The sequence below is a fragment of the Acaryochloris marina MBIC11017 genome (genome assembly GCF_000018105.1).
Lineage (GTDB): Bacteria > Cyanobacteriota > Cyanobacteriia > Thermosynechococcales > Thermosynechococcaceae > Acaryochloris > Acaryochloris marina.
On the sequence record NC_009927.1, the window covers coordinates 42,456 to 68,502 of the forward strand.

Annotated in this window: 36 protein-coding genes; 19 read left to right on the forward strand and 17 right to left on the reverse strand. The window is 43.9% G+C overall.

The genetic code is table 11. The features are described from left to right. Nucleotides 1–40: 40 nt before the first annotated feature. The gene (locus tag AM1_RS30655; RefSeq protein ID WP_012166942.1) at nucleotides 41–1,285 is read left to right on the forward strand and encodes an ISL3-like element ISAcma10 family transposase; all 1,245 of its coding nucleotides are present in this window, start codon (nucleotides 41–43) and stop codon (nucleotides 1,283–1,285) included. A 24-nt stretch (nucleotides 1,286–1,309) separates the two neighbouring features. Here AM1_RS30655 and AM1_RS43510 read toward each other — a convergent pair whose 3' ends face one another. Together AM1_RS43510 and AM1_RS30670 are read right to left on the reverse strand one after the other, a co-directional pair. Next, a complete protein-coding gene (locus tag AM1_RS43510; RefSeq protein WP_012166943.1) occupies nucleotides 1,310–2,380 on the reverse strand; it encodes a GNAT family N-acetyltransferase in 1,071 nt (356 codons plus the stop codon). 346 nt (nucleotides 2,381–2,726) lie between these two features. After that, the gene (locus AM1_RS30670; RefSeq protein ID WP_238549348.1) at nucleotides 2,727–3,812 is read right to left on the reverse strand and encodes a hypothetical protein; all 1,086 of its coding nucleotides are present in this window, start codon (nucleotides 3,810–3,812) and stop codon (nucleotides 2,727–2,729) included. Between the two features lie 330 nt (nucleotides 3,813–4,142). On the opposite strand from AM1_RS30670, the gene AM1_RS30675 reads away from it, so the two are divergent. The 4 genes from AM1_RS30675 to AM1_RS30690 all read left to right on the forward strand — a co-directional run bounded on the left by AM1_RS30675 (nucleotide 4,143) and on the right by AM1_RS30690 (nucleotide 7,405). Next, nucleotides 4,143–4,553, forward strand: coding sequence for a VOC family protein (locus AM1_RS30675; RefSeq protein ID WP_012166946.1), 411 nt, complete (start codon nucleotides 4,143–4,145; stop codon nucleotides 4,551–4,553). 44 nt (nucleotides 4,554–4,597) lie between these two features. Further along, nucleotides 4,598–5,110 carry a DUF1579 domain-containing protein gene (locus AM1_RS30680; protein WP_012166947.1) on the forward strand — a complete coding sequence of 171 codons (513 nt, stop codon included), beginning with the start codon at nucleotides 4,598–4,600 and terminating at the stop codon, nucleotides 5,108–5,110. Nucleotides 5,111–5,121: 11 nt separating this feature from the next. Continuing rightward, entirely contained in the window at nucleotides 5,122–5,481 is a 360-nt protein-coding gene (locus AM1_RS30685; RefSeq protein ID WP_041661220.1) for a VOC family protein, read from the forward strand. A 463-nt stretch (nucleotides 5,482–5,944) separates the two neighbouring features. Continuing rightward, nucleotides 5,945–7,405, forward strand: coding sequence for a hypothetical protein (locus tag AM1_RS30690; protein ID WP_012166950.1), 1,461 nt, complete (start codon nucleotides 5,945–5,947; stop codon nucleotides 7,403–7,405). Here the strand turns inward: AM1_RS30690 and AM1_RS42540 are convergent. The 6 genes from AM1_RS42540 to AM1_RS30715 all read right to left on the reverse strand — a co-directional run bounded on the left by AM1_RS42540 (nucleotide 7,402) and on the right by AM1_RS30715 (nucleotide 10,632). Continuing rightward, entirely contained in the window at nucleotides 7,402–7,617 is a 216-nt protein-coding gene (locus tag AM1_RS42540) for a hypothetical protein (RefSeq protein ID WP_187152982.1), read from the reverse strand. The genes AM1_RS30690 and AM1_RS42540 overlap by 4 nt on opposite strands. A gap of 229 nt (nucleotides 7,618–7,846) precedes the next feature. After that, a complete protein-coding gene (locus AM1_RS30695; RefSeq protein WP_012166951.1) occupies nucleotides 7,847–8,311 on the reverse strand; it encodes a DUF488 family protein, N3 subclade in 465 nt (154 codons plus the stop codon). Then, nucleotides 8,311–8,688 carry a hypothetical protein gene (locus tag AM1_RS30700; RefSeq protein ID WP_012166952.1) on the reverse strand — a complete coding sequence of 126 codons (378 nt, stop codon included), beginning with the start codon at nucleotides 8,686–8,688 and terminating at the stop codon, nucleotides 8,311–8,313. Before AM1_RS30700 ends, AM1_RS30695 begins: the two co-directional genes overlap by 1 nt. 233 nt (nucleotides 8,689–8,921) lie before the next feature. Further along, complete coding sequence (locus AM1_RS30705) at nucleotides 8,922–9,455, reverse strand: hypothetical protein (protein WP_012166953.1); 534 nt, start codon at nucleotides 9,453–9,455, stop codon at nucleotides 8,922–8,924. Between the two features lie 702 nt (nucleotides 9,456–10,157). Next, complete coding sequence (locus AM1_RS30710) at nucleotides 10,158–10,373, reverse strand: hypothetical protein (RefSeq protein WP_041661221.1); 216 nt, start codon at nucleotides 10,371–10,373, stop codon at nucleotides 10,158–10,160. A 76-nt stretch (nucleotides 10,374–10,449) separates the two neighbouring features. Next, nucleotides 10,450–10,632: a hypothetical protein gene (locus AM1_RS30715; RefSeq protein WP_012166956.1), complete on the reverse strand. Its 183-nt coding sequence runs from the start codon at nucleotides 10,630–10,632 to the stop codon at nucleotides 10,450–10,452. 288 nt (nucleotides 10,633–10,920) lie between these two features. On the opposite strand from AM1_RS30715, the gene AM1_RS30720 reads away from it, so the two are divergent. Together AM1_RS30720 and AM1_RS30725 are read left to right on the forward strand one after the other, a co-directional pair. After that, a complete protein-coding gene (locus AM1_RS30720; RefSeq protein WP_041661222.1) occupies nucleotides 10,921–11,325 on the forward strand; it encodes a hypothetical protein in 405 nt (134 codons plus the stop codon). Nucleotides 11,326–11,409: 84 nt separating this feature from the next. Beyond that, nucleotides 11,410–12,477, forward strand: coding sequence for a PDDEXK nuclease domain-containing protein (locus tag AM1_RS30725; protein WP_041661260.1), 1,068 nt, complete (start codon nucleotides 11,410–11,412; stop codon nucleotides 12,475–12,477). A 168-nt stretch (nucleotides 12,478–12,645) separates the two neighbouring features. On the opposite strand, the gene AM1_RS44320 is transcribed toward AM1_RS30725, so the two are convergent. Beyond that, nucleotides 12,646–12,819, reverse strand: a complete 174-nt coding sequence (locus AM1_RS44320) for a DUF2949 domain-containing protein (protein WP_315897253.1) — start codon at nucleotides 12,817–12,819, stop codon at nucleotides 12,646–12,648. Nucleotides 12,820–13,076: 257 nt separating this feature from the next. Here AM1_RS44320 and AM1_RS30730 point away from each other — a divergent pair, with 257 nt between their 5' ends. From AM1_RS30730 to AM1_RS39100, 8 genes are all read left to right on the forward strand, one after another. Further along, complete coding sequence (locus tag AM1_RS30730; protein WP_012166960.1) at nucleotides 13,077–13,547, forward strand: hypothetical protein; 471 nt, start codon at nucleotides 13,077–13,079, stop codon at nucleotides 13,545–13,547. A gap of 108 nt (nucleotides 13,548–13,655) precedes the next feature. After that, nucleotides 13,656–14,084: a hypothetical protein gene (locus AM1_RS30735; protein ID WP_012166961.1), complete on the forward strand. Its 429-nt coding sequence runs from the start codon at nucleotides 13,656–13,658 to the stop codon at nucleotides 14,082–14,084. A gap of 46 nt (nucleotides 14,085–14,130) precedes the next feature. Then, nucleotides 14,131–14,373, forward strand: a complete 243-nt coding sequence (locus AM1_RS30740; protein ID WP_012166962.1) for a hypothetical protein — start codon at nucleotides 14,131–14,133, stop codon at nucleotides 14,371–14,373. Between the two features lie 174 nt (nucleotides 14,374–14,547). Beyond that, entirely contained in the window at nucleotides 14,548–14,925 is a 378-nt protein-coding gene (locus tag AM1_RS30745; protein ID WP_012166963.1) for an AbrB family transcriptional regulator, read from the forward strand. A 202-nt stretch (nucleotides 14,926–15,127) separates the two neighbouring features. Further along, a complete protein-coding gene (locus AM1_RS30750; protein WP_012166964.1) occupies nucleotides 15,128–15,403 on the forward strand; it encodes an HU family DNA-binding protein in 276 nt (91 codons plus the stop codon). Between the two features lie 175 nt (nucleotides 15,404–15,578). Next, nucleotides 15,579–16,385, forward strand: coding sequence for a sigma-70 family RNA polymerase sigma factor (locus AM1_RS30755; protein ID WP_012166965.1), 807 nt, complete (start codon nucleotides 15,579–15,581; stop codon nucleotides 16,383–16,385). Between the two features lie 510 nt (nucleotides 16,386–16,895). After that, on the forward strand, nucleotides 16,896–17,219 hold the full coding sequence (locus AM1_RS30760; protein WP_012166967.1) for an STAS domain-containing protein: 324 nt from the start codon (nucleotides 16,896–16,898) through the stop codon (nucleotides 17,217–17,219). A 121-nt stretch (nucleotides 17,220–17,340) separates the two neighbouring features. Beyond that, nucleotides 17,341–17,628, forward strand: coding sequence for a diguanylate cyclase domain-containing protein (locus tag AM1_RS39100; RefSeq protein ID WP_071820008.1), 288 nt, complete (start codon nucleotides 17,341–17,343; stop codon nucleotides 17,626–17,628). Here the strand turns inward: AM1_RS39100 and AM1_RS30765 are convergent. Then, on the reverse strand, nucleotides 17,555–17,905 hold the full coding sequence (locus AM1_RS30765) for a hypothetical protein (protein WP_012166968.1): 351 nt from the start codon (nucleotides 17,903–17,905) through the stop codon (nucleotides 17,555–17,557). The genes AM1_RS39100 and AM1_RS30765 overlap by 74 nt on opposite strands. A gap of 141 nt (nucleotides 17,906–18,046) precedes the next feature. Then, nucleotides 18,047–18,292: a hypothetical protein gene (locus tag AM1_RS43520; protein ID WP_049783874.1), complete on the reverse strand. Its 246-nt coding sequence runs from the start codon at nucleotides 18,290–18,292 to the stop codon at nucleotides 18,047–18,049. A gap of 691 nt (nucleotides 18,293–18,983) precedes the next feature. Here AM1_RS43520 and AM1_RS39105 point away from each other — a divergent pair. The 3 genes from AM1_RS39105 to AM1_RS30775 all read left to right on the forward strand — a co-directional run bounded on the left by AM1_RS39105 (nucleotide 18,984) and on the right by AM1_RS30775 (nucleotide 20,492). Continuing rightward, a complete protein-coding gene (locus AM1_RS39105) occupies nucleotides 18,984–19,163 on the forward strand; it encodes a hypothetical protein (RefSeq protein WP_012166970.1) in 180 nt (59 codons plus the stop codon). Between the two features lie 5 nt (nucleotides 19,164–19,168). Next, nucleotides 19,169–19,375 carry a hypothetical protein gene (locus AM1_RS39110; RefSeq protein WP_012166971.1) on the forward strand — a complete coding sequence of 69 codons (207 nt, stop codon included), beginning with the start codon at nucleotides 19,169–19,171 and terminating at the stop codon, nucleotides 19,373–19,375. An 82-nt stretch (nucleotides 19,376–19,457) separates the two neighbouring features. After that, the gene (locus AM1_RS30775; protein WP_012166972.1) at nucleotides 19,458–20,492 is read left to right on the forward strand and encodes a TolB family protein; all 1,035 of its coding nucleotides are present in this window, start codon (nucleotides 19,458–19,460) and stop codon (nucleotides 20,490–20,492) included. 113 nt (nucleotides 20,493–20,605) lie between these two features. On the opposite strand, the gene AM1_RS30780 is transcribed toward AM1_RS30775, so the two are convergent. Beyond that, nucleotides 20,606–21,307 carry a pentapeptide repeat-containing protein gene (locus tag AM1_RS30780; RefSeq protein WP_012166973.1) on the reverse strand — a complete coding sequence of 234 codons (702 nt, stop codon included), beginning with the start codon at nucleotides 21,305–21,307 and terminating at the stop codon, nucleotides 20,606–20,608. A gap of 773 nt (nucleotides 21,308–22,080) precedes the next feature. Beyond that, the gene (locus AM1_RS30785; RefSeq protein ID WP_012166975.1) at nucleotides 22,081–22,266 is read right to left on the reverse strand and encodes a hypothetical protein; all 186 of its coding nucleotides are present in this window, start codon (nucleotides 22,264–22,266) and stop codon (nucleotides 22,081–22,083) included. Nucleotides 22,267–23,073: 807 nt separating this feature from the next. Here AM1_RS30785 and AM1_RS39115 point away from each other — a divergent pair. Further along, nucleotides 23,074–23,277: a hypothetical protein gene (locus AM1_RS39115; RefSeq protein WP_012166977.1), complete on the forward strand. Its 204-nt coding sequence runs from the start codon at nucleotides 23,074–23,076 to the stop codon at nucleotides 23,275–23,277. 149 nt (nucleotides 23,278–23,426) lie between these two features. Here AM1_RS39115 and AM1_RS30790 read toward each other — a convergent pair whose 3' ends face one another. The 4 genes from AM1_RS30790 to AM1_RS30805 form a co-directional block, all read right to left on the reverse strand. Continuing rightward, a complete protein-coding gene (locus AM1_RS30790; RefSeq protein ID WP_012166979.1) occupies nucleotides 23,427–24,110 on the reverse strand; it encodes a PEP-CTERM sorting domain-containing protein in 684 nt (227 codons plus the stop codon). Between the two features lie 658 nt (nucleotides 24,111–24,768). Further along, the gene (locus AM1_RS30795) at nucleotides 24,769–25,110 is read right to left on the reverse strand and encodes a VOC family protein (RefSeq protein WP_012166980.1); all 342 of its coding nucleotides are present in this window, start codon (nucleotides 25,108–25,110) and stop codon (nucleotides 24,769–24,771) included. A gap of 41 nt (nucleotides 25,111–25,151) precedes the next feature. Further along, nucleotides 25,152–25,571, reverse strand: coding sequence for a GNAT family acetyltransferase (locus tag AM1_RS38285; RefSeq protein ID WP_063710577.1), 420 nt, complete (start codon nucleotides 25,569–25,571; stop codon nucleotides 25,152–25,154). Next, the gene (locus AM1_RS30805; RefSeq protein WP_012166982.1) at nucleotides 25,568–26,044 is read right to left on the reverse strand and encodes a hypothetical protein; all 477 of its coding nucleotides are present in this window, start codon (nucleotides 26,042–26,044) and stop codon (nucleotides 25,568–25,570) included. Before AM1_RS30805 ends, AM1_RS38285 begins: the two co-directional genes overlap by 4 nt. Between the last annotated feature and the right edge of the window lie 3 nt (nucleotides 26,045–26,047).

The window sequence follows — 26,047 nt, forward strand, 5'->3', positions numbered from 1 at the left end:
TATGGAATGATCTGAGGTAGTACTTCAGAGCAATGGCGTAATGGATAACTCAATTCGCATCCCGCTCAACCTTCCTGATATTCGAATTCTAGAGCTATCGAAGACTGAGAGAGGGGATTGGCTCATCAAGATTGAGAGTACGCTTCAAGGAACAACCTGTCACCAATGCGGACGTGAGATTACTGACCTCCATTGTCATGATCAGCCTTTTCGGATTCGTCACCTGCCATTATTTGAAGTCCCCGTTTACTTAGAAATTCGGCCCAAGCGTTATCGATGCAAGTATTGCGATGACCATCCCACAACAACTCAACATTTAGAATGGCACGAACCTCGCAGTCCCAATACAAAAGCATATGAGCGTTGGCTTCTGCGAATCTTGATCAATTCAACGGTCTCAGATGTTGCCAGAAAACTAGGCGTTAGTGAGGATATCGTCAGTGGAATCATTGATCGTTGGATTGCCGCTCAAGTTGACTGGAGCGAATATGCAGACCTCAAAGTTATGGGGATGGATGAGATTTCTCTCAAACGAGGCCATCGTGATTTTGTGGTTTTGATCACGATTCCTACGACGGATGGGGTGGATATATTGGCAGTTCTAGCCGACCGTAAACAGCAGACAGTGGCAAATTTCCTTCAATCGATTCCCATTGATTTACGCCAAACCATTGAGCGCGTCTGTACGGACATGTACCAAGGATTTGTCAGTGCAGTCCGAGAACAATTGCCGCAAGCCAAAATTGTCATTGACCGCTTTCATGTGACCAAAGCCTATCGTAATTGTGCTGATACGGTTCGTAAACGTGAGGTCAAACGTCTACGACGAGAGCTCTCTAAGCAAGAGTATGACAGCATCAAAGGCGCGATGTGGCCTTTTAGAAAACGACCAGAGAATCTGAAAGAGTCAGAGCAACAACTCCTTGAGCGATTGTTTGCTTATTCTCCACAACTGAAACAGGCGTACAACCTCCGAGAGAAACTCACGCAGATATTTGAGGGCAGGTACACCAAGCACGGAGCTAAATGTGCCATCCGTGCTTGGTGTAAACAAGTACTCAAGAGTGACATCAAGGAATTCGATTGTTTTCTGACCACTATCAATAATTGGATGGACGAGATGACCAACTATTTCCTGGAGGGGTGGACCAGTGGTTTTGTGGAAGGATTTAATAACCGAGTCAAAGTCTTAAAAAGACGATGCTACGGTATTTTCGATATTGAAAGACTCTTCCAAAGGATTTCTCTTGACCTCAATGGGTATCAGACATTCGCTGTGACCTAAACACTATATCTAGCGGCTACCACGCTAATTCCCGGAGAGCCATATAAACTGATGAACTAATTCTCCAGAGTTCACATCTGTGACCAAGCCATTATCTTTAAACCCAACTTTCGTGGCAACGATTTTGGATACCTCATTGGCTGGTGCTATCGGAGCAATCACCCGAAGATAACCAAGCTTGTTTAGGGCATATTGAGAAAGCACAGCGGCAACTTCCGTGGCATATCCTTTTCTCCTGGCATCAGGCATAATCGCATACATGATCTCTATCGTCTCTTCATCATGTGGAGTCAAGCCGCAGAAACCAATGAAGGTAGATGTTTTCGGGGCTTCCACTGCAAAGGCTAGCATTGGATGCTCCGTCCCATATGACGTAATGGTAGCTTCAAGCAAGTCCCTGGCCCCTTGACTACTTTTTTGCTCATCACCAAAGGTAAGAAATCTAGTGGACTCCTGATCAGTCATAAAACGGGTAAACGGCTCAATATCTCCTCGTGTAAATGGTCGAATCTGCAAGTGCTCTGTATTAATCGGTTCTCCAACGAAAGTTTTAGCGCTCTTTGGTCGCTGTCTGAATTCAAGAGTTTCAGATTCAAGGCTAACGGTTCTAGTATCTTTACTTTCAGCAATTTCCATCCTGAAAATTGGTAAAAATCGACCTGGAATACTATCTGACTCTTTTTCTCCAATGAGTTGGGCACCGACTGCTAGATAAAACTCTTCAGCATTTGGATCACCTTGGATGATGAGTGACCTTCCTCCTGACTCTCCGATGAAATCCCTAGCATGAGTAATCAAAGCACGTCCAATACCCGAACCTATGTGCACAGGATCAACAAATAAGGCTTCCAATTCAAATTGCAACGATGACAAACGTTCGACACCATAAAATCCAACAACTTCATTCGCCATTTCTGCGACGACATAATGAAACTTACTATCTTGAATCATCTCTGATGTCACAGTTAACTCATCCCTGCAAGCTTCCATGAAATCATCAGAGTAACCCCAATAAGATTTTGAGCGCATAGCAAGTCCACTCAGTTGAATCGCTTCTTCCGGCTTAGCTTCCCTAAGAGTTAAGGAGTTGGTCATTGCTCGGGGAGTGGATCTATGAAAATACGGTCAATCAAGATCATGCAATTTAACGGGTTAGGCTTCACCAGCAAGTTTAAGTTCTGAATGCAACCAGAAGCTTTGAAGCTCTTAGTGTCCGAGAGCAAACCATTGTCATGCCTCACCTTCTAGCCTAGATACTAAAATATCGAAATGCAAAACCTCTTCATTCATAATTACGCCAAAGAATTGGAGAATGGAGCCTACCGATTAGTTGATGGACAACCAACCAAGGAGGAAGATGAATAATTGATTTTCCTTCATCTCTAGTGTTATTCATCAAGCAGGAAAAAGCTTAGAATTCAAGCCTGCGCTCACCTCAAAACTAGGATCGAGGAAGAGACAGCCATCTTTGCCATACGTTAAAAGAGGGGCGATGACGGCCTTTCTCGTCAATCAGTCCACAGTCTTTGGATAAACTGGCAAAACCATGAATATTTGAATCAAACGCACCACCCGTACCATCCAACTTGGCTTGTAATTGATCCAAATCGCGATATCCCCAGTACAGTACAAACTCTGCCTCCAATCGATGGGCTTCAGAAAGCAAGAATTCAATATATGCTGCTTGCCACTTCTCTCGTGCTGGAATCAGTAAGCGTTTCTTACGAAAAGGAATAGGGATTCCCTGAGTTGGATGATAAAAGTCTTCAGCCAAGAAATTAGTTTCAACGACAGCGAACGGTATATCTGGTGCGATTTCCTTTGCTCGTGAAAACCAATCTTTAGGAATATCCGCAGGATTGCCTCCAGTCATAATAAAGGGGAAGGTACTCACCGCATACATATCCGTATAGGGTAATAACGATTGAGTCACCTCCGCTCGTTTACTCATCTGTTCGTCATTTTCTAGCACAAATTCAATGAGTATCGGCAGGGATGGGAACTCCCGTTTTAATACTGGGTAAATCTGCTTCACCGAACGGAGTAGACTTTGGAAGCGAGGATCATCAACGTTAACAAGGCCAGAATCTACCTCTGCTACATACATAAAATAATCAGGCTGAAACCGGGTAATGAGATCTCGACACCAATGAAGATAAGCCGCAATCACTTCTGGATCATCGAAAGTCTTATCTTTCCACTTGCCTGTTCTTGGAACTTCGTATTCTCCTAAATAACCCGAGAGACTCACCCGATCACTCCCTAAAAGACTCGTCCCCAGGAAAATCTTTTGGTGAGGTTTAATGCCGTTGATTCTTTTTTGGATTTCCTGCTCCTGTACTGGATGATAGGGTTTCTTTGCTGCTGCCTCATTCCAGGGCACAAAACCATCAAAATAGAAGCCAATGATGTCACTGTTTTCCCCGATCACCCGGAATGTTTCTTCAAAGGCTTCATCGCTCCAGTCATAAGGCTGATAGATAAAACCTTGATAAAAAGAACGCTGTTCTGGATGGGGTTGGCTCATATTCTTAGTTGTTAGACGACTGTCTAATACCACTGCCAGAAGGGTGATTGCTAGCAATCTCAAAAGGAAGCTGGCTCGCTTTGATATCTGCATATTACTTTTGGCACTCTCGACATCTTTAAACCGGGGGGTGCCTCAAACATGAACTATTTTCAACTGTCCAGTGATGATAGAACATCGCCGATCTGCTTTGTGTATTTTTCTTAAGTTTGATTTTGCCATTAATCAGATTTTATAAGATATAGTACGTTTGAACTATATCAAGAATAGCGATTGCCTCATTTCATAAATGTGAGTTCTTTAATCCGTATTTAAATCTAGGAGGGCATAGTGCAGTTGAATCCATATCTATTTTTCAATGGACAGTGCCAGTCAGCTTTTCAGTTCTATGAACAGTGTTTAGGTGGCAAAGTCGAAACCATAATGCCCTATGAAGGTTCACCGATGGAGGATCAGGTACCACCTGAATGGCGCAATAAGGTAATGCATGCCGAACTTACTGTGAACAACAGGGTTTTAATGGGGTCTGACGGTATGCCTGGGGAATACGAGGTCCCTAAAGGTTTCTCTGTCTCACTCAATATGGACGACCCTGCCAAAGCCGAACAAATCTTTCAAGCCCTAGCTGAGAACGGAACAGTGTCAATGCCAATTCAAGAGACATTTTGGGCTATACGTTTTGGCATGGTTACTGACCAATTTTCCATACCCTGGCTAATTAATTGCGATAAACCAGCTTGATGATTCTCCAGGATTACTGCACTAATAACTAAGGAGAGAAAACGATGGAAACGACTACCCCACAACAAGAGCTAACCATCAATCATGAGCCCCAAAAAGAACACCAATGGCTCCAACAACTTGTTGGTGAATGGACCTATGAATCAGATGCGAAAATGGGTCCAGATCATCCCTCCGAAAAATCAACCGGGACTGAGACAGTTAGTACCATTGGTAACTTTTGGGTTCAATGTGAAGGCCAGGGTGAAATGTGTGGTGGTCCTGGAACGACAATCATGACTCTGGGTTTTGACGTCCAAAACCAAAAGTTTGTGGGGACTTGGATCGGTTCGATGATGGCCTACCTCTGGCAATATGATGGTGAACTTAATGACACAGGAAAGGTGTTAACGCTCAGTTCACGGGGACCCAGCATGGCAGGTGATGGAACCATAGGCCAATACAAAGATGTGATCGAATTAAAGAGTGACGATCATCGGATTATGACTTCCCATGCGTTGGGTGATAACGGGCAATGGTATCAGTTCATGACCACACTTTATCACCGGAGCAAATGAGAAACAGAACAATGAATAAGCATGAAAAAATAAATTATGTTGAGTTTCCAGCAAAAGATATGGAGGCAACGAAAGAGTTTTTCAGCACAGTTTTTGGTTGGTCTTTTATTGATTACGGCCCTGAGTATACAGCCTTCTCAAATGAAGGCATTGATGGCGGCTTTTTTAAATCTAACTTAACGGCTACTACTGATAAAGGTAGTGCCCTTATCATTTTCTATAGTGAAAGCTTAACGAAGACCCAATCAAAAATTGAGCATTCAAGAGGGTCAATTACAAAGCCCATTTTCTCATTTCCGGGTGGTCGTCGTTTTCACTTTAGTGATCCAAATGGTAATGAGTTTGCCGTTTGGTCAGATGTTGATACATGACAAACGAACGACTCAAACCGTTCAGATTTCTTCCCACTACAACTAGCTTGCTGTAGGACTGACTTCCTGATGCAACTCAGACATAAATGACGTTCAGCCGCTTCTTGATTACGCAACTCAGCCAACCCAGCCCAGGTGATAGACAGGATGAGCTTGCATTCCCCAAAGCTGGATTGTTTCCCAAACTTGCTATGAAGAATAAGAGTAGACGGGTCGCCAATGGTCAATATGCCGTCTGAGTTTGGGGCTGTCCCGCCTATCCGTGCTGTTTAGCTCGAAAATCTGATACCTGACTCTAGCTGCACTCTCTTGTGCCCGTTCCAGACCGTAATCAGACCAGATCATGTACATTGGCTGGACATAACTCTACTCTGAATTTAAGCAGCAGCCCTTCGACTAAAGTCGGCTTCCTATCGTTCACTTTTAATGGCACGATTCAGCTAACCTTGAGCCTTAGCAAGTGATGAATATCAAACGCTGGTGGTGGATTTCTTCTGGAACCTCAATCCTTTTTATTGCCCTCATTGGGTTGATGTGGTTTCGGATTGATAGTTCTTATCAGCCTAATCTAGAGCAGCTTGCCAATGAAGCAGATATCATTCCTCACCTCAAAAGACGGGGTATATCCCTAAATAAATCTGAGGCGATTCCAACAGGTGTCTTTCTGCAATCTCTCAAGTTCAACAATGCTACTGAAGTCAATGTTACGGGCTACATTTGGCAGATATATGATAAGTCAATCTTTGCCAAGGTCCCCAAAGACCAAGATGTGCCAGTGGGATTCATCTTGCCAGAAGCAGTGGATTCGGGTAACAACCTGGATCCACAACAAGCCTACCGACGCTCTATTAGTGATACAGAAGAAGTGATTGGTTGGTATTTTGAATCAACTCTCAAGCAGCGTTTCAATTATAAGAAGTACCCGTTAGATCACAAAACAGTTTGGATTCGTATTTGGGGGAAAGACTTTGCCCGGAGTAATATGTTGGTCCCTGATCTGAATGCGTATAAGTCCACTCAAGCTGGGGATACATTCGGGCTCGATGACAGTATTGTCTTAGGTGAGTGGGAAGTCGAAGAAACGTTTTTTGACTTCAAAACACCACAGTATGACATGGATTTTGGCTTAGAAACACCACTACCCCAAACCCCAGAGCTATATTTTAATGTTGTGCTTAAACGAGAGTTTTTGGGAGCCTTCATTGTCAACCTAGTACCCCTTCTAATTTCAGCCATCTTGCTGTTTGCGACACTACTCACCATTACGGTTAAAGAAGGCCAAGCCGATATTTTTGGCTTTAGTACGTCAGAAGTCCTCGGAGTTTGTTCCGCCCTCTTCTTCGTAGTTTTGTTATCCCATATCCAGATTCGACAGGAGATCCCAGGATCTGACATCATTTATATTGAATACTTCTACTTGGCTATGTATGTTGCCCTTTTGGGTGTAGCGGTAGATTCCTACTTGTTTACTCATGACAGCTATTCAAGCCAGTTTAAGTTTATTTCCTACGAAGACAACATCTTCCCTAAGCTGATCTTTTGGCCAACGCTACTGGGAACTTCAGCGTTCTATTCATTTCTGATTCTGAAACCATTTCAGCCTTATAAATCAAATTTCCTTCAACCCCAAACAACCCATATTCTGCTTCCTTCAGATCGGCCTTTAGTACAACGAGAGATTTTTAACACACCTCCATTGGAGTTCGCTCATACTGTGCGCAAGAGTCTGCCTGTTACCACTCTTGTAAATCCGCCTAATGGGCAAAGCTATCACCAATTTTCCTCAACTTCTCGTACAGAGCAATCCCATCTAACTTTCCTTGCTCAATCCTCCAGCCTACAAGTGACAGATCTGGGAGCGTCGAGGCACCGGATACCTGGAGGGGCAAGACCATCTGGGTGGCGCTCACGGTCCTACTCCTAGCAGCACAACCAGAGGCGCACAGCAGGGCGTAAATCCCTGATTTTCACAGAGGTAAAGTCTTTACTCCACTTCCCGGATTTGTCCTTGGAAATCATCAGAACATGTTTCCTGGAGACTGTTGAAAACACCTTGAGACGGGTGCCGTTTTGTCTTCTGAGTGTTCCGAGGAAGTACACCAGGTGATGCTGAGGCGAATACACTAAATTGCGCATGGAAACTGTCTCCTATTTCTATTCATAAGCAAACAGAAGGATGACGATTTCACCCTCCTGTTGAAGTCTTAATCTTGTTGTGGCGGCTATCGCTTTGCTATCAGGGGAGCCGAATGTAGCTGTGGGCAGACTTGGTAAATTTCACTTAGCGGAAACTGATGCGTTGTAGTAGGGCAACTTTCTTGCCGTGGGTTGCCCTTGATATTCGAGGTGTAGATGAGTCTAGTATTTATATCGGTGTAGTTATCCACTCACGACAATCAGGGCAATAACTTTGGTCGATTCCAGGAATGATTAGAGCTTGGCAGTTAGGACATTTCAGACCCAGATCAGCGGAAATATCGCGGCCACCATAGCAATCGGGTCGATGCTTGCGAACCACCTTCATAGCCAAGTTTCGGTGACAGAATTCACCCGCCTTTTCCCAGCACAATAGGGTGCAATCTCCCTCTGGGGTTAGGGAAGCTAACCAAGAATTCACCTGGGGCCATGCCTGCTGGAGTTCCTGACGATATCGGTCGATATATCCTGCCTCAGTGAGCTGTTGATGCTTCCAATCATCAAGCAGAGTTTGGGACGGAGCCAAAAAGGGTAACTTGGTATCAACTTGGAAGGATCGGGGATGCGATCGCGAAATAGACACCAGCAAACCGTGATGGTTCTGAGGCTCGAAGTAGGATGCAGAGTAAAGCATCAGAACACGGCTTTAGATCTATTCTCGATTGCAGCCTGAAGGCATTCTTCCAAATCATCCCCAGTCCAACCGACATTTTGCAATTGACTGATCTGGGTCTTGCGATATCGACTTTGCAAGGTGTTCATTGTCGGCAACTTCTTCAGTAGTTCTTGACTGGGTTGGATACCCAGATTACGAGCGCGTTTTTGGCAGAACCACTTGAATTGCGTTTGATGGTGATTGCCAGTGGGCATGGCTGAGATCGCAAGGCGGTATTGCTTACAACCCCAGCAGTGCGTCATAAGCGGAGTCTTAAGGACATAAGCCCCTGCTTTCTTCTGCACATTCCAATCCCTAAGCTTGATCCGAGTCGGAATTTTGGTTTCAGTTTGCATGATAGATTTCTCCCTAGGAAACAGAAGCAATTAATTGCTTCAACTGAAGGTGAGTCTTTTAACAGGGAATCGCCTTTTTATTGGTCTATTGGTTCGACAGCAAAAGATTTGTGAACATCAAATAAATTATTTTGCCGTCGTGGTAAATTCTGATGCGATTGTGAACAGCAATCTCTTTAGGGGCGACACACTACACTCCTGGTCGCCCTTTTCCATATCTATGATGAGGGTCGTTAACCATTTATCCCAGCTACATTAGCCATAGCTCTTTGGGCAATCGACTTCCAATTTGTTTGGTCATCCCAGCGATAGTAAACCTTCTCAGAACCCAACCACACAGAACAAAACAACACCTTCTCCTCTTGATCAGATGGAGTGGCTTCAACGATGATGGGTTGTCGGAGTTGCTCTGGTGTAAGCATTGCGATCTCACTCAGGAATCCCTTAGCAAACACTGACCGATAACCTGCCTCCAGGGTATACAACCGATCAGCCTGAATTTTAAATCGAAGCTTATGACTTTTTTCGCCTCTGTATTCCTTTGGAGGGAATTCTATACGCACCAAGTACCCCGTTAGAGCTGGGTATTCCAGTTCTTGTGGCTGGGTATTAACGTCGAGGGTATACCAAGTTTTGGTATTGGCCCGGTTACAGAAAATTGCCAATCCACTGGGGCTTTGGCCTAAGCCGAGAGGTCGGTTGAATGAAGGCTGAGAAAGTCTTTGAGACTCAGAAGTTAGTGTAGGTGGTGGTACTGAAACGGTCATATGATTTTCTCCAGATACGCGAAACCCCCAGCGAATAAGCCAGGGGAATTAGTAGGTGTGAAATGAATTAATAGGTGTGAAGTAAGGGAAATGATTTGAGCTAGTTTGTAGGTGGATGCGATTGCAAATGAACCGCCAGTGTTCGCATCCACTGAGACCAGGATTGCAATACCTTACTCCAGTAAACTAACCGCACCCTCATCGCAGCCACGTACTCCCTGATGACCGACCCAAGGTTTTCCTGGGTTTGGGCCTGATGCAAATCAATCACCTAGAACGTGCGGCCATTCCAGGTCAGGATTTGAGCAACGTGGATTTTCATGGAATTGCCTCCGGGCATCATGAAAAAGGCCCCTTGGTGGGGGATACCAGGGGGCTGAATAATAAAGATAAGAAATCAAAGAGAAGGTTTTGGGGAAGGGGGTACTTTTAATTGGGTTGCAAGGCTTGGAGATATCCCTCCAATGATTTAAAAGGGAAAACCCCGGACAGGAGATGCCGGGGTTTTAGAGAGTAACCGAAGATCGAGTGACAAACCCAATCGGTGAGAGAAGAAACTCAAAGATGAAGTATTGAGGCTTAAATACTAGATAATGCTAATTATTGTTAGGTTTTAGACTACATTTATAGACCTAATCAAGTTGTAAATTTGGGTACATATTAATCAAGGTCTTAACCAATCGGGGAAAAGAAAAGCTGGTATCAAGCCGTGGGAGCAGCAAACCCTATCTTGGTCCGATCCAGGATGGCCTGGACTGCTCTGATACCAAGGGGATTATCAAGTCTGAGACTGGGATTTTGAGAATTCGGGTCAAGAATCCAGGCGATACCCTTAAAGCGTCTGCCACACTCCACAGCAGCATCAACCCTGATTTGGTCCTCAACCCAGACAAAGGCATAAGTGATTTCAGGAGGCATGGGTCCAGCTTCAGAAAAGGACATGGCAAAACACCCCGGCAGAAAGAGCCAGGGCGCGGAATAAGAACGGAGTGAGCTAGTTATCCTCTGGATGGGTATCTGGTACGCAATCCTTAGAATCTCCAGAATCAATAGTGTCGTGAGAATAGCCATCCTGGAAAAAGGCTAGAATCCAGTTACCGGAAACAGCCTTATTGCGTTCAGACATCTCAGCATCAGTCCAGGGTTGCCAAGCATGGGTCAGTGGATCGTTTAACATTTGAAGTACCTCATCTAAGTGAGCGTGTTAGAGCCGCTGAAGTCTCCTGCCAAGAAGGTCAGCGGCTCTTTTCGATGAAAAGTTTTTGATTTTGTCTCTAGTTTTTAGCCTTGGTGGGCATCGGATTACTCCGCTGTCTGCGGAATTCAGCAGGGTAACCAGCACTAAGTAGAACTCACTTATTTAGTTGTCTCATTTCGATTACTCTTATTGTATACTAACTCGTATACATTCACAAGTAATTGCTCCCTAAATTTTTTGTGATAACTTGAGGGCATGAACAAAGACATGCCACTCGATAACCTAGGCCAAATGTCTGTTAACGACCTGAGTGAATGCGTAGAAGCTGGTTTAAATGCAGGGGCCTACGCAATTGCTCAAGCTGGCCTAGCCCTGAGAGAGATCCAACGCCGTGGAGAATATCCAACCACTTTTGAAGCGTTCGTAAAAGATAAATTTGCCCTAACTCGCGCTAGGGCCTATCAACTGATGTATGCCGCTGACATTATTGCTGACTTAGCTAGTGTCTTTGAGTCCAATAAATTACCTCGCTCTGAGTCCGCTGTTCGTCCCATGATTGGTCTGACTAAACAACAGCGAATTGAGGTATGGCGACGTGCCCTTAAAGGTAAACAAAGATCTCCTGGCTATGGAACGGTAAAAGCGATTGTTGAGCAGATGCAAGCCTCATAAATAGCTCAAAGACAACGGCTTTCTTGAGCGACTTGAAATGAGCACTCGATAGTATGTTGCTTGTCCCGCTGTATGGTCTTTACCATGCCTAATCAAACGTCTCTCTTCTCAGAGAGCAACTATGCCGATTTCCTTGATGGGCTAAAACAGCGTATCCGCACTGCTCAGGTCCAAGCACACTTGGCAGTCAACCAAGAGCTGGTATTGCTCTACTGGCAGATTGGACGAGAAATTCTCCAGCGTCAAAAGTTAGAGGGCTGGGGTAGCAAAGTCGTCGAACGGTTGGCCAAAGACTTAAAACGAGAGTTCCCAGACATGAGAGGGTTCTCCCGCTCAAATCTCATGTATATGCGAGCCGAGGCATGGCCTGAAGAACAAATTGTCCAAGAGGTGCTTGGACAATTTCCCTGGTACCACAACATAGCTTTGCTAGAAAAGCTCAAATCTAGAGAGCAACGGCTTTGGTATACCCATGAAATTGTAAATAACGGCTGGAGTCGCAATGTATTGGTGCATCAAATTGAGAGCAACTTATATGAGCGCAAAGGGAGTGCTATCTCAAACTTCGAACGCACTCTTCCCCATCCTCAATCTGACTTGGCACAGCAAATCATCAAAAGTCCCTATAACTTCGACTTTCTCACCATCAGTAATGATGCTCATGAGCGAGAACTTGAACGAAGTCTCATAGTCCATATTCGTGACTTCCACATGGAGTTAGGGCTAGGTTTTTCTTTTATGGGAAGTCAATATCCTCTGGTAGTCAGCAATAAAGAGTATCGGCTTGACCTCCTCTTCTACCATGTTCATCTCCACTGCTATGTGATCATTGACCTCAAGATGGGGGAATTCATTCCTGAGTACCCTGGGAAGATGGGATTCTATATTGCTGCCGTGGATAATATGCTTCGCTCTGATCGCGATGACCCCACCATCGGCATCATCCTTTGTAAATCAAAAGAGAAAACTATTGTTGAATTTGCCCTTCAAGGAAATCAGCAACCAATTGGCGTCTCAACTTACCAGATTCAGTCACAGCTTCCAGAAAATTTTCAAGACAAACTACCTACGATAGAACAGCTAGAAATGGAAATAAGCAGTGTTGTTGAGGACATTGAAGACAATGACAATAGCACTAGGCCAAACAGCTAAACATTCCCGATTCGAACAATGCCTAGGGTAGGCGATGGGCTAGAGTCAGCTAGTGTTTGATGACTCATGATTCCCTTTATCAGGGTGATAGAGTTGCAAATAAAGCCAACTTTTGCGCTATTGCTACATCTCTACTGGCAAACATTTACATTATGCTGCCAGTTTTTTCTAGTTTCTCCTAGTGGTAGCCATATCAACTTTTTTTCTCATCCGCCACTCAAACGCTTGCCCTAGCTGCTCAAGGTCGAGTAATCCATATTGCCAAAGGATGATGTGGATCCGACCTTTTGAGGGTCTAGATGACGCAAGGCTAAATCTATTGCTGCACCAGAAATGGTTAATTCATCTTGTATCTCTGGATTTCCGTAAACTTTCGGATACAGGATACATAAGAGATTATTTACTATGGGGAAATAAATAGATAAATATATATGGTAATAAGTAACTATGTCACAGTTAGAGACAGACAATCTTCCTATAGATGAAACTGATATCTTGCCTGAAATTGACGAGCTAGATGATGTAGACCTTGATGATATGCTGAAAGATTTACAACAAGACTGAGGCTTGGAAATATTAATCGACAAGATTAACCATACATGGATCCAAATAACCTAGCCGTTTGGAAAAACGTGGAGGCTCGTCTGGGGACTCCTTTCAGAAAAAATATGGTGGATCTCGTGTTGGAAATGGCCCGAGATCGCACCACCGATCCGCATCAGATCGCAACTTGGATGGTGACGACCTCTACCTACATCTGCTCTGCCATTTTTGGGACTAACGATCCCATGCCTTTGCTCTTTCTATACGTCCGGGCACTAGATACCCAATACCCAGACACCATGCAGGAAATTTATGAAATATTTTCTAATGAAGGTCTAGAGAAATATGCTCCCTCATCTCTTAAACGTGGCGACTTAACAAGTATCCTCTGGGCTGCTGGTTCGACCTTTGCCAACGGTGAATTAAAACTGATAGACGACGAGATCCATATCAACCCAAAAGGTTTACAGCGACTGAGGTCAATTTGGCAAGCACCTTCTAGACAGACCAACAATCGTCAAAGCTAATCGTTATTGATGCAGACTCAGATACTTACTCACGGAGGCTGTTCCAAACTTGAAGGTGTGATGCAGAATCTGATAGGTTGCCCCTAATCCTCTGAGTAGAATTTAATTATGTCTCAGCAATCTGAGTCCCCACAATGGCAACCCATTAGGGTGATGCACGAGTGTATTCCGATGGTCGATGGCATGTTGGAGGAGGTGCAAAGCCAGCACAGCAATATGCTGGAAGCCCAGAAGAAACCCCATACGATGGATGATGCCACCATTCAACGGGTGATTGACGTGTATTCTGAGCAGCATGAATTCTTGTGGGTCTATCGGGAGCAGTTCTCTCGTTGGAAACAGGAAAGCCCCTCACCACAACAGTTGAAGGATATCATCAGGCTTGAACAACAGGTGGAAAAGATTGCCCAAGCGCTCACGGGCATTCTGAACATTGTCGACGACATCAAGGACAAAACCATCGAGAGCATTCTGGGTAAAAGCGACATGGAACTAGCAATGGACGTGCTGATGGGCAACCTGAAGATGCCCGAGTAGGGTTGCTAGCATGAGTTTAGATGATTGAACTGGGGAGATATTCCAAATGCCCAGCACTCAAGAGCCCGTCAGAGGTATTCCTCTGAAAGAAAAACCAGAAGGCATATCTCGGTGTGGGATGTCTCATGCAACGATTGCCCAGAATATTTTTACGAGTCGTTGGTATGAGATATCTGCGAACGGGCAAGTCATTGGTTCGGCTTTGGATTTGGACTTTTACAAACAGGATGCTACTCAAGGGCAAAATTCTGGGTCTACAGTCAAAACTAAGGAATTATCGAAGGTTTAAGGCTGAGTTACTAACACAATCGCTCATCCTATTTCAGTTGAAGCTTCTTATGTAAAAATTCGATATCCCATATCACCCTGACTGATAGGGTCGGTTATCCGCTAACCACAAACCAAAAACTCTATGCAATCATTTAGTGGTTCAAGTGATACTGTCAGAGAGATTTTTTAACCCATGCCGAGAAAGAAAAAGCAAACTAAACCCTTAACAGGAAAAGACTTAGTAGCCAAAGTAAAGCAATTGAGTGATTACACTCGTGAAGAAAAAGCGAAAGCTTGCGGATACATTTCTGCTGATAAAGATGGCTCTGAACGAATTAAAACTATCGCGTTTCTCAATGCTCTATTGGATGCGGAAGGCATCGATTTAGATAGCCAATCTCCTAACGGAAACGGCAATAGTGGGCGCAAAGCAAGTTATAAAGTCAGCGTTCAATCCAATGGCAATATTTTGGTTGGCCGTACATATACCCAAGCACTAGAACTCGAGCCTGGGGATGAATTTGAAATTGCTGTCGGTCGCAAACATATTCATTTGACCAAGGTTGCCTAGAAGTCTTAATTGTTTATCCAAACTCCTCTGTTAATTTTTTACGGGGGAGTTCAACACTCTGATGAGTAATGAATGATATACCTGGGAAACCTGGAGTGTTCTCCACCACCTCTTTCCTGATTCAATCAAAATCTTAATCCTCAAGAAAACCTCACATAGAAAGCCTAAAATCCAGTGCTGACCCACTCTTTAAGGTATAGCCATGAACAAAGGCGAATTAGTTGATTCTATTGCTGAGAAATCTGGAGCGACTAAGAAACAGGCTGATGCTATTCTCTCAGCCGTTACCGAAACGATTATCGATAGTGTTAGCTCGGGCGAGAAAGTCACTCTCGTAGGCTTTGGCAGCTTTGAGGCAAGAGACCGAAAGGCCAGAAATGGACGCAATCCACAGACAGGGAAAAAGCTCACAATCCCAGCAACAAAAGCACCTGTATTTAGTGCTGGCAAGGTCTTCAAGGAGCAGGTGAAAGACTGATAGACTGGGAATATCGCTAAAGTTTTAACCTCATTCCGACATCCAAGCTGGTGGATATTTCTATGATTCTGCCAGCTTCTTTTTGCATATCTTGACCTTAAGAAACATCAATTATCCTTCCCATAACGGGCCATTCGAGGTAATTCTCTACCAGTGACGTTTGCGAGGTGATGTGATGGCTACGAACTATGACAGTCTTCATTACTACCTCCAAGAGATGGGCCGTTACCCACTCCTATCCCATGAAGAAGAAATCGAGCTTGCCAGACAAGCTAAAGCGGGAAGCCTCCGAGCTAAGCAAAGGATGATTGAGTGCAATCTGCGTTTAGTTGTCTCTATTGCCAAGAAACACCAGAACAGAGGACTACCACTCCTAGACCTGATTCAAGAAGGCAGCATTGGGTTGAGCACCGCAGTAGACAAATTCGAAATAGCCCAAGGTTGTCGTTTCAGCACCTATGCCTACTGGTGGATTCGACAAGGAATTACGGCTGCCCTCCGAGCAAAGTCACGTCCTATTTACCTTCCTCAGTATCAATGGGAGATGATCAACAAGATCAAGAAGCACTACCGAGAACTCAATCAAAAGCTCGGTAGAGAACCATCCTTATCCGAATTATCCGAATCCACCGAAATCAAACCGAAGACCATTAATCTGACCCTGCAATTATTCCAAAAGATATCATCCCTGGATCAGCCCGTTGGACCTGAACAAAAAGATTCTCTCCTCGATCTATTGCCAGGAGATAATCAACCCACGCTTTATATGGAATCCCTACAACGTGACGAGCAACTGTTTCATGTAATGGCTCATCTGGATGAACGGGAGCGCTTAGTACTCAGTCAGAGGTATGGGCTGGAGGATGATCAGCCCAAATCGATGAGGGAAATCGGTGAACAGATTGGATTGAGCCATGAAGGGATTCGACTGATTCTCAAGAAAATTATGAAGAAGCTAGAGAGATACGCTGAGTCTGCTTAGAGCAGTAATCATGGGTATCCAATATTGATCAAGAGGCAGCGCAAATTCAAACCAATGCGGAGAGAATATTAATGATTGGTAGACTGAGATACTAGATGACTATTTCGTTCAAATACCTCACTCTTTGATCACATACAAAGACACTGGTCTGCACCTTAAAGGAGCTGCCAATGTTTTTATAGATAACGACCCTCGACAGGTCCAGAACGCCCCTACAACACAGCATCTCCTTGGGGTATACAGGTAAGAAGTTTTAGATCATAGATACAGGAAGGCTCTGACAAAACCTCATTCAAATCAGTTCACTTAATTCTGGGGAAACCCTGGAGGCTGATTGCATTCTTGATGGTTTAAGGGTATTTCAGTTGGACTGAGAGTACTCCCTCGCTTTCAGTATCGGTAATTCTTTATACAAAGAATTGTGTTCTGGTTTGTAAGCCATTTTTTTATCCAGTGCCTTCACCCCTGCCTGGCTCACCCTCCAAAAGGACTGATTTAGGAGTTCTATCAATGAGCTACAAAATTATCCAACCTACTGAGTTCATGGATGATAGCAGTGCCAACCAGATACGCTATGAAATTAGCAAGGCAATGGCTAATGGTGTGAAGACGATTCTTGTGGATCTGCAAGAAGTCGCCTTCATCAATAGTTCCGCAATAGGTGCTTTAGTGGCAACCCATAAAGTAGTGTACGAAAAAGGGGGCACCCTTTCTTTATGTTCACTGAACGAGCAGGTTAAAATCTTCTTTGCTTTAACCAAAATGGACCATATTTTCGATATTTTTATAGACCGTCATGAGTTTATGCAGAAAAATGGTAGCGCCACCAACTAGCCATATCCAGGCGAGATGACTCCCACCGAAGCCTTCTACAACGGCCCCCATCCTGACTGCCTAACAGAAGTATCTCAAAGCCTTTATTTTCATGGTTTCTAAGAAAAGAGTGGGTTGACATGTGAGGCTAGACTTAACCACAAATCAGCGTTACTCAAATGTCAGGCTCCACCCAAATTTATCGTCAACTGCTTATTTCAAAATCTATAGCGATACCCACGGACATCTTCAGGGTGATCTGTGTCTATCTCGGGTCACATTCACCATTCAGCAATGCCTCAAACGCCTGCTAGCAGGACGATATAGTGGCGAAGAATTTTCCGCATATCTCGACTCTAACAATGCCATATCGTCTTTTTTGCCAGTGCTTGGAAATCTGACGTTTCATCTGGGAGTTCTAATTCCTTGAGGGGCTGACCCAACTCATAGAGTGAGTTTCTAGTTTTAACATAAACATGGCCTGCACCGCCGAAGTACCGCTGAATTGTGGAGGTCGTCATACTGACACCAAGGGGATGTTGAGGATGGCCATATAGTTTCCCTCTGATCACCGCTATGCCATCTTTTTCTACATCAATCCAAGACTCAATAATAGGGATATTCTGAGTATCTTCTTGTGGGGTTTGGCCAGACTTATAAGAGGCGTTCTCCACAAAAAAGCCAGTGATATCTTCAATCGTCAACATGGAAATTTGGGGTTGCAAAAATATACAAAATAGAAAATAAGCAATTTAGATAAATTATTACTATATATATAATTTAATTAAAATCTAGTCATATTAACTCAGGAATATTACTGAGTTTCAGGATGTCTCGGCAATTTATAATCACAGCAAATGTATTCCGTTAAAGGAGTAACATGCTCTCCTAAACGAGAGAGCTGCATTATGGTCAGCAATGTGAATGGCTAGAGCCTCAATCAGTTCTTGATGACTCATTTCAGATGATTGATTTAATGTCTGTTTAATCATGAAATCAGCCATTGGACCAATATGAATAGCCAGTTCTTGTTTGCACTGACTGATAAACTCCTCATCATCATTGGCTAGTTCCAAGGCTTGCTGAGTTGCCATTTCAGGAGGTGTAGACGGCACTCTCTTTTGAGGTGGCTTTTGAGTAGCTGGAGTCACCTTAAGTGATTCAAGCGAAGTTGATAATTTTTCCTCGGACTTCGAAGAATGCAGAGATTGAGCCTGAGTAGGGAGTGCAGCCTGACGACATCGCCAAGTCATCAAGTAAGTAGGGAACTCAACTAATATATACTTCACCCCTTTAGTACAAGCTTCCTCACAAAACTCTATGGCTGTCTGACGCCACGATTTATGAAAAGACGGACCTGGCACAAAACTTTCCCCCTGGATTTCCAAGGAAGATGACCGATCATGCAAGAATCCTCGTGCTTCTAATTCTTCAGATATAAAGATGGACGCCACTTTTTCCTTAAGTCATTTGTATCTCGCGATAAAAAGCTAGGTCTTAAGTTCATCTGAACTGACTGTGGATGAACTCGCCTTGATAAGCCACTACTCTCAGGTTGCCCTAAAGGCTGATTGCAGCCATCAAAAATAGGTATGGGTTGATCAACTCTTCTATACAGATCACCAAAAGAGGATCAGACCTACAATTTGTGCGATCGGTCTTTAAATTGACAATGCCAAAGAAACCCTCCAATAAAATCTGTCAGGCACACCCAAAACAACGGGGAAAGACATGAAAATCATTAAAAAAGGGAATAATAAGCTCTAGGCACATCAGTAGCTTGACATGACAAATTTCACACTTCAAACATCAGATCTATCACCAGAAATTGCTGCGTTGAAGATGCAGTTAGCAATTAGTCTGCAATTTCATCACAGGAAAACAATAGAGCGTTTGCCACTAGAAGCAGCCATGCAAGTGATGGCTGAAGTTTGGGATGCTTGCGACCATCAACGAAGTAGCTAAATCCAATGAAACCCACCCAAGCCTTCTACAACGGCACCCCCATCGCCCCACCCTCAAACCATCCGACGATAGAACAGAATATGGAGCTACTGGACTGGCATCCGATTTTCACGGGACGGTGCCCCAACTGTGAGAGGCCGATCCGGAAGACTACGCCACCGAGGAGTCACTGGGACTGTGGGAGTTGTGGGTGGAGGGATGATTCAGATTAACGATACAACTAACCTGATTCCTATTTTTTCGTGAGAACTAATCGATATACTTGATGTACTCCAGCCAGCATGAGATGACTCAATGCAGCCTGACAGTTATCCTCTAATTGCGCTCAAGATACTACTCTGCATTGGTCTCTGTACTGCCTGTACTAGAACGAACTCAGAAGACTTTGTTATTGCCTTCACGGGCGAGCAAGATAAGAACAACAGAGATATTTTTCTCATGACGGCTGATGGTTCAAACCGTAAACGGTTAACCACACACCCAGGAGAAGACTGGAGTCCTGTTTGGTCGCCAGATGGCACTCGCTTAGCCTTTATATCTGACCGAAATGGTCAATCAGACCTCTATCTTATTAATTTAGATGGTAGTCAGTTAACACGCCTTACTTCACATGCTGCTAGGGATGAAGATCCCGCGTGGTCTCCTGACAGTCAACACATTACCTTTGTAAGCAAACGCGATGCCAATCAACAGCATCCTTACAATACTGAGATTTATCTACTCAATATCAAGGACTCCGAAATCAAGCGTCTGACTGAACACGTGGGGGAAGACAGTAGTCCAAGCTGGTCTCCTGATGGACAGCAGATTGTATTTTCTCGCAAGATCCAAGACAATGCAGATTTATTTCTGATGACCCCTGAAGGGACAGAGTTCAAACAACTCACTGATGATCCAAATGATGATTGGAATGCTGACTGGTCTCCTGATGGACAGCAGATTGTATTTACCTCAGGTCGAAGTAATAATGTTGACCTTTACGTGATCAATGCTGATGGGTCTAATCTCAAGCGCTTAACCCAAGATCCTGAAGACGAGAACCAAGGGCGATGGTCGCCCTCAGGCCATAGGATCGCTTATATTTCACTATCGCAAAATCAATGGGATCTTTACACGATTCTCCCAAACGGCACAGGACGGACTCGTGTGACCAATGATGATGCTTTGGAACTTGCCTTTGACTGGTTACCTAACAGCAATAAAATTCTTTTTGAGAGTAAGGATGGTATCTATCAAGCTAATGTCATTGGATCTAAAAAGCAGCAGATGACAGATAATCCAAAAGATGGTTCTCCTACATGGAAACCATTATCTAAAGCTTTTAAATAACTCTGTTTCACGACAAAATCATCTTTAGCCATCTCATATTCTTAATTTTGCAAGTCGTTTAATGGACTTCAGTCATTTTGGAGTATTGAATATCGAAGCACCGTCAACCGCAACTAGTCAGCCAATAGTATTGAATCTGAACCAACGTCAGAATTACCATCTGAAACCATCGATCCATCAAACCTTTGCTGAATTCCATTTCCTTGGCTACTCTCATCCTTCCACTCCTGCGGTATATCTCTAGCATCGGCCCAACTACCAATTGATGACCAATTGGTTTCAGGATCAAAACGGATATTGAGAAGGTCTGATCTCTCAAAATTAGCTCCTTCAAGATCCGCACCAGAAAGATCCGCTTCATAGAGATTAGCCTCACATAGGTAGACTTCACAAAGGCTAGCTTGACTGAGGTCTGTCTCACTAAGATTGGCTTTGTAAAGATAGGCTCTACAAAGGTTAGCACCACGGAGATCGGCTTTATAGAGGTTGACGTTATAGAGATTGGCTTTCCAGAGACTAGCCCTACACAAGTCAGCCTCAATGAGGTTGGCCTCTTTCAGGTTCGCTTTACTTAAAATGGCACCACGAAGATTGGCTTTCCAGAGGCTGGCTTCACAAAGGCTGGCCTGATTGAGATTAGCACCCGTGAGATTAGCCCCGATCATGATCGCTTTATGAAGGTTAGCCCCATGTAGATCCATCCCAGTCAGACTGGCCTTGCTGAGGTTAATCGATACCTTGAGATTTTCCTTTCTCCACTCGTTCCAAACTTCAACACCCTGACTCAGCAAGGCTATCTGTTCCTGATTAGCCATCGTTAGTTCTCAAGAATGCTCTGAAGTCAATTCTCTTATCCCATGCATGATAGCAATGCTATCGGGAAATTTTGGAAAGCAAACATGAGATTGAAATCCCCATATTCCCAGTAACCCAGAAACATCAAAGAAAAGGTCTTGGAATAACTTGAGACAACTCATCTAAGCTACTGGGGGAATTCGTTAGACTAGGGAGTAAGGCTTGCAAACTGCAATCCTCACACCACACTAAACTGACAGTTACCCATAACACTGTCAGTTTTTCATAGCCAACACCCCTCACCAGGTCCAAAACAGAAAGACCCCCTTAAAGTACGGGGGACTCCAGGGGGTAGACTGTTAAGAACTTTTGGTTCATAGATACAGGAGGTTCTGAGGCCCCCTTCAGAATCTATCAAGTAAATCTGAGGAAATTTGGGGGCAACCCCCTCTCGCATACTCCCAAACATGTTTACCAGAGCGTTGTTTAGGACATTCTTATTAACTTAAGGTGCTGAATTATATGAAGGTAATTGAGGTCGGTTCGTCTCCACTCAGCACACCGACCCAACCAAAACCAGGACACTCAAGCCAACCATAGTAAAGACCCTAGAGACCCCAAGCCCTAATTCTAAGATAGAGACAAAAATCTGATTGATGTAGCTCTCCTAACAGTTATCAAAAACGAAGAGCTACATCTAAGGGACATCCCTCCATAAGGAAACCTGACATTCTTAGTATGCCCAAAATCTAGTATCCGACAGCTTACAAACCCTTTTCAAAAACTATGCGAGCTAGGTTTCAAGCATTCCTTTCAACTCAACAATCCAACCATAATACTCTTCGTTTTGCTGGTTTCGGGGAAGGTGGCTTTGTAGTTGGATCAAGTTTATTAGCTCTTGGGCTCGGCTTAACTTCTGCTCTGGTATTCTCGACCAATCAGGATTGGCTGCAAACTCTTCAATGAGCAACAGTGACATCTATTTTTATCCTTGCCAATTGAAATTTGCATCGACACTTTATGACAGATATCACCCATCAAACTGTATCAATTTCAAATAGCTATTCAGTGATAAAAATCACAGCATTACTCTTCTTTTAAGCAGAAATAAATCGTATTTTTATGTTTTTAATTAAATACCTCTGTAAATCGTGCCATAAATGCTTATAAGCACTTTGAGGCCAGAGCTGCCTGGCCCTCGCCAAGACCCAGGACAGCAAAATACCTCCTAAAGCATGGTCTCTTCAGGAGGTATACAGTCCAGTCAGCAACATTCTGCAATAGAGATTTGTGTGAAACCTCTATTGCAGAATCTACCAATCAAATTTGGGGAAATTTGGGGGCAGCCCCCTCCGACATACTCCCTAAGCGAGTTAATTAAAGCGTAGTTTTAGGGCGTTTTTGTCAACTTAAGATCCTCAGATGCTTAACGTGAGAGAACTTGAAGGCTCCGAAACTTCATCTCCAGCAGCAAGAAACCCCTCAATGCTCACCAGTAGCTTCAAGGGGTGATCCTGTATTCAAGGATATCAACAGGGTCTTAAGGAATGCTATTCAAAATCTACCAAGCAAATCTGAGGAAATCCGGGGGAACGTAAGCCTCATCCTTAGCAGCAGAATCCCCCTAAAGACTCGCACTCTAGAGGGATTCTAGTCTCAGCCTCTCTCCTAGAACCGCCTGAATCCTGGGATATTGGCTGATCTTTTATTTTTAATCTACCAATCAAATTTGGGGAAATTGGGGGGAAGGTAAGACACTAGCCTAAATGCTTGCCATAATTCAAAGATGACTCCCACCCAAGCCTTCTACAACGGCACCCCCATCGCCCCACCCTCAAACCATCTGACGACAGAACAGAATATGGAGCTGCTGGACTGGCATCCGATTTTCACGGGACGGTGCCCCAACTGTGAGAGGCCGATCCGAGAGACCACACCACCGAGGAGCCATTGGGATTGTGCGGAGTTTGAAGCTAGTCAGGGAGAATGAGTGCTTGAGATGCTCAATTGGATGACAATAGCAATACTGGAATTGCGATCACAAACCCCAACCCATGATCACTTACACCAGAACGACCGCAGACCGCATTCTCCAGCTTTGCCACCGAGTTTTACGGCCAGGTTTGCCCATCGCTGAGGTCATCTTTGCAGAAGACCAGGGCCAGGAAACACGCCATTATGGAGCCTACAAAGTGCATTTGGATTTTTTTTTTGACGGACAAGATGCGACCGTTTTCTCTTGGCGAGGATACCAAGACCGATGGTCACGATGCTTCCCAAGAAAGTACTAGGCTCAGGAACAGCAACGATCTCATTTGAGGTAGAACCGTCAAATATTCCGCACAGTGAGAATGGAGAATCAACACAGAATTGTTGTCTTGGACCAAAGTAATACGTGTTCAACGGGCCAGGACCAGCAGAGTAACCCTGGTCAATGGCGTTTCGATTTGGAACTGAAGCACTAATCCCTTCAATAACCCCGGTAACGCCATCGCCCAAAGGACCACCATCTAAGTCATAGACAAGACCAAATAAGTCTCCAAATCCATAAGTTGTCGGTGGTGTTAACCGATTCCCAGAAAAGGAGACTCTAAAGTCTGAAACTTCACTGGAGTTTTGAAGTCCTCTGAAATACGCAATTTGACCATCGCCATTCAGGTCATCGGCGATGAAAAAACCTTCAGCGTAAGCGCCTTCATCAAAACCATCTTGCCTGAAGTTATAGGTAAGGGAGGCTGCCGTTACTGGGGGTGTAAAGCCCAGAATCAAGTTACAGGAGGTATACGCACAGGCCACTATTGCCAAAAACTTTGAGTTCTTCATGTTTGAATCTCAAATTTTCGATAATTATAGAATCAGTAGATCGAAAAAAACAACAATATTTCAGTTAATGCTCTATTTCTAGTAGAAATTATTTCCTTATAGTTAGGATTGAAGGAACATAGTTTGAAAGTTTGAGCAGTCCATCATTTACGAGGAACAATTCCACACTAAAATTCATCTCAGTGGCTCAGTACATAAGTTGACAAATATGGGCACTCTACACTGAGACCAACAATGGTCAGTTAGTAGAATCTGCACTTCCAGCGATTTGGGTGATGATCCAAACTACCTCCATCTTCGTATTTAGGCGTTACCCACTGGAACTTATGGCCTTAACAACGGCTATTTCCGGAGGCAACTATGGATGGCTACACTCTCATTTGGTTCTTAATCTGGCAGTCTATCTACTTCTCTATGTTCTTACATTTCTTCCTTAGCGATGCTTTGAGGAGTCACCCAGAAGAACAATGACTTTGTAGAAATAAAAGCATGTTCTCGCAAGGTACCGCTATTTGCGATCTTATCCACGTATCGACATACCCCCAGCCCGCCCCTCATACTTGTCCTCGGACTCTCAGGGTTTCGTCTCTGGCACTTCAGCAGGGCCGCAGCGCTTCTGGTGGTGGTTCGGGTGGTGGGGTGTGAGGGAGCTGGGGTATCAGTTCTCTGCACGTCTTGGGCCAATTAGACCAATCAAGTTTCCATCAGGATCCATCACCTGGCACATATACTTCCCATCTTGTCGATCTAATGGGCCACGATAGAGCTTGGCTCCTAAATTGAGTGCTCGTTCAAGAACCACATCGAAATCTGCAACTTGCCAATAGGCAACATGTCCCGCTGCTCCTGATGGTACTTTGTTATCCGATTGATGAAACCATACTTCTTGATTGCCAACTTTTATAAAGAAGTGCTCCAATTTCTCTAACCAGGTAACCTCAATGTCAAATAAGCATGAATACCACGCTGCTGCCGCATAACGATCAGAGACAAAGTACATAACTTCAGCAACACATTCAAACAAGCTACTCACATACCTCTTTAATCATCGGCTATCAGTCGCTTGCCAAAACTTACTACCTTATCTTCTGAGAAACCAATGCACTCATAGAATTTTATTGCTTCCAAATTATCTTCGCGAATTTGTAGGTTGATTTTTGGGCATCCAAAATCCTGAAGCAGACGTTCAGCCTCGTTCATCATTTTGCGCCCCAATCCCTGCCGCTGGAACTCTGGATCAACTGCAAGATAATTAATCCAACCCCGGTGGCCCTCAAAACCAGCCATAACGGTTGAAACAACTTCTAGATCAACAATTCCAACCAAAAACCAATCTGACTGTACAAGAAGCTTACGAGCTATATCCTTGTACGGATCATTCCATTGTCTTAATAAGCCACACCGTTGCCATAGATCAACAACAACTTCTTTATCTTCAGAATTGTGAATCAGTTGTTCTATTTCTCTTCTACTAAATTTTCAATTTTACTAATTATCGCTTTAGTTTTAAGGATGGTTTCCCCATACTGTTCAACCCTAACATTAATAGTGTCACGGGTTTCTAAATATTTTTTGGGAAATGTAAGGTGAGCAGTTATCTCTTGTTCTGAATCTATTTCCATTGTCACTAATAATTGATTAACACAATAATTCCCTGAATCGTCATTATCTTCTATATAAGTACCATCCTTTTTATATTCAGTCCAGCCGATGCTTTGGCCGCTAATAATCCAATATATACGCTTATTAATAATATTTTGTTTTAGCCCATCTGTAGTAGAGTGATTTTCACATCCTCGTTCAGATGTCGGGGTTTCAAGTATTTGAGCTTCAGCTTCTAATATACTTCCTTGGATAGGAAGAGTATTAGCTATTTCACCGAAGCTAAATCCAACAGAAGAAATAGTAAGGCAAATAAGAAATTTGTAGTTCATTTA

Excerpts from the sequence above, each read along its gene's own strand:
- AM1_RS30720 (WP_041661222.1), top strand. The coding sequence starts at position 10,921 with ATGCCACTCGATAACCTAGGCCAAATGTCTGTTAACGACCTGAGTGAA.
- AM1_RS42540 (WP_187152982.1), bottom strand. The coding sequence starts at position 7,617 with ATGCGCAATTTAGTGTATTCGCCTCAGCATCACCTGGTGTACTTCCTC.
- AM1_RS30705 (WP_012166953.1), bottom strand. The coding sequence starts at position 9,455 with ATGACCGTTTCAGTACCACCACCTACACTAACTTCTGAGTCTCAAAGA.
- AM1_RS30745 (WP_012166963.1), top strand. The coding sequence starts at position 14,548 with ATGCCGAGAAAGAAAAAGCAAACTAAACCCTTAACAGGAAAAGACTTA.
- AM1_RS30780 (WP_012166973.1), bottom strand. The coding sequence starts at position 21,307 with ATGGCTAATCAGGAACAGATAGCCTTGCTGAGTCAGGGTGTTGAAGTT.
- AM1_RS30710 (WP_041661221.1), bottom strand. The coding sequence starts at position 10,373 with ATGCCTCCTGAAATCACTTATGCCTTTGTCTGGGTTGAGGACCAAATC.
- AM1_RS30785 (WP_012166975.1), bottom strand. The coding sequence starts at position 22,266 with ATGTCACTGTTGCTCATTGAAGAGTTTGCAGCCAATCCTGATTGGTCG.
- AM1_RS30670 (WP_238549348.1), bottom strand. The coding sequence starts at position 3,812 with ATGAGCCAACCCCATCCAGAACAGCGTTCTTTTTATCAAGGTTTTATC.
- AM1_RS30740 (WP_012166962.1), top strand. The coding sequence starts at position 14,131 with ATGCCCAGCACTCAAGAGCCCGTCAGAGGTATTCCTCTGAAAGAAAAA.
- AM1_RS43520 (WP_049783874.1), bottom strand. The coding sequence starts at position 18,292 with ATGGCAACTCAGCAAGCCTTGGAACTAGCCAATGATGATGAGGAGTTT.
- AM1_RS30760 (WP_012166967.1), top strand. The coding sequence starts at position 16,896 with ATGAGCTACAAAATTATCCAACCTACTGAGTTCATGGATGATAGCAGT.
- AM1_RS30700 (WP_012166952.1), bottom strand. The coding sequence starts at position 8,688 with ATGCAAACTGAAACCAAAATTCCGACTCGGATCAAGCTTAGGGATTGG.
- AM1_RS30805 (WP_012166982.1), bottom strand. The coding sequence starts at position 26,044 with ATGAACTACAAATTTCTTATTTGCCTTACTATTTCTTCTGTTGGATTT.
- AM1_RS30655 (WP_012166942.1), top strand. The coding sequence starts at position 41 with ATGGATAACTCAATTCGCATCCCGCTCAACCTTCCTGATATTCGAATT.
- AM1_RS30750 (WP_012166964.1), top strand. The coding sequence starts at position 15,128 with ATGAACAAAGGCGAATTAGTTGATTCTATTGCTGAGAAATCTGGAGCG.
- AM1_RS30730 (WP_012166960.1), top strand. The coding sequence starts at position 13,077 with ATGGATCCAAATAACCTAGCCGTTTGGAAAAACGTGGAGGCTCGTCTG.
- AM1_RS30725 (WP_041661260.1), top strand. The coding sequence starts at position 11,410 with ATGCCTAATCAAACGTCTCTCTTCTCAGAGAGCAACTATGCCGATTTC.
- AM1_RS30690 (WP_012166950.1), top strand. The coding sequence starts at position 5,945 with ATGAATATCAAACGCTGGTGGTGGATTTCTTCTGGAACCTCAATCCTT.
- AM1_RS30755 (WP_012166965.1), top strand. The coding sequence starts at position 15,579 with ATGGCTACGAACTATGACAGTCTTCATTACTACCTCCAAGAGATGGGC.
- AM1_RS30715 (WP_012166956.1), bottom strand. The coding sequence starts at position 10,632 with ATGTTAAACGATCCACTGACCCATGCTTGGCAACCCTGGACTGATGCT.
- AM1_RS30775 (WP_012166972.1), top strand. The coding sequence starts at position 19,458 with ATGCAGCCTGACAGTTATCCTCTAATTGCGCTCAAGATACTACTCTGC.
- AM1_RS30735 (WP_012166961.1), top strand. The coding sequence starts at position 13,656 with ATGTCTCAGCAATCTGAGTCCCCACAATGGCAACCCATTAGGGTGATG.
- AM1_RS30765 (WP_012166968.1), bottom strand. The coding sequence starts at position 17,905 with ATGTTGACGATTGAAGATATCACTGGCTTTTTTGTGGAGAACGCCTCT.
- AM1_RS43510 (WP_012166943.1), bottom strand. The coding sequence starts at position 2,380 with ATGACCAACTCCTTAACTCTTAGGGAAGCTAAGCCGGAAGAAGCGATT.
- AM1_RS39105 (WP_012166970.1), top strand. The coding sequence starts at position 18,984 with ATGACAAATTTCACACTTCAAACATCAGATCTATCACCAGAAATTGCT.
- AM1_RS39115 (WP_012166977.1), top strand. The coding sequence starts at position 23,074 with ATGACTCCCACCCAAGCCTTCTACAACGGCACCCCCATCGCCCCACCC.
- AM1_RS30790 (WP_012166979.1), bottom strand. The coding sequence starts at position 24,110 with ATGAAGAACTCAAAGTTTTTGGCAATAGTGGCCTGTGCGTATACCTCC.
- AM1_RS30795 (WP_012166980.1), bottom strand. The coding sequence starts at position 25,110 with ATGTACTTTGTCTCTGATCGTTATGCGGCAGCAGCGTGGTATTCATGC.
- AM1_RS30685 (WP_041661220.1), top strand. The coding sequence starts at position 5,122 with ATGAATAAGCATGAAAAAATAAATTATGTTGAGTTTCCAGCAAAAGAT.
- AM1_RS30695 (WP_012166951.1), bottom strand. The coding sequence starts at position 8,311 with ATGCTTTACTCTGCATCCTACTTCGAGCCTCAGAACCATCACGGTTTG.
- AM1_RS30680 (WP_012166947.1), top strand. The coding sequence starts at position 4,598 with ATGGAAACGACTACCCCACAACAAGAGCTAACCATCAATCATGAGCCC.
- AM1_RS39110 (WP_012166971.1), top strand. The coding sequence starts at position 19,169 with ATGAAACCCACCCAAGCCTTCTACAACGGCACCCCCATCGCCCCACCC.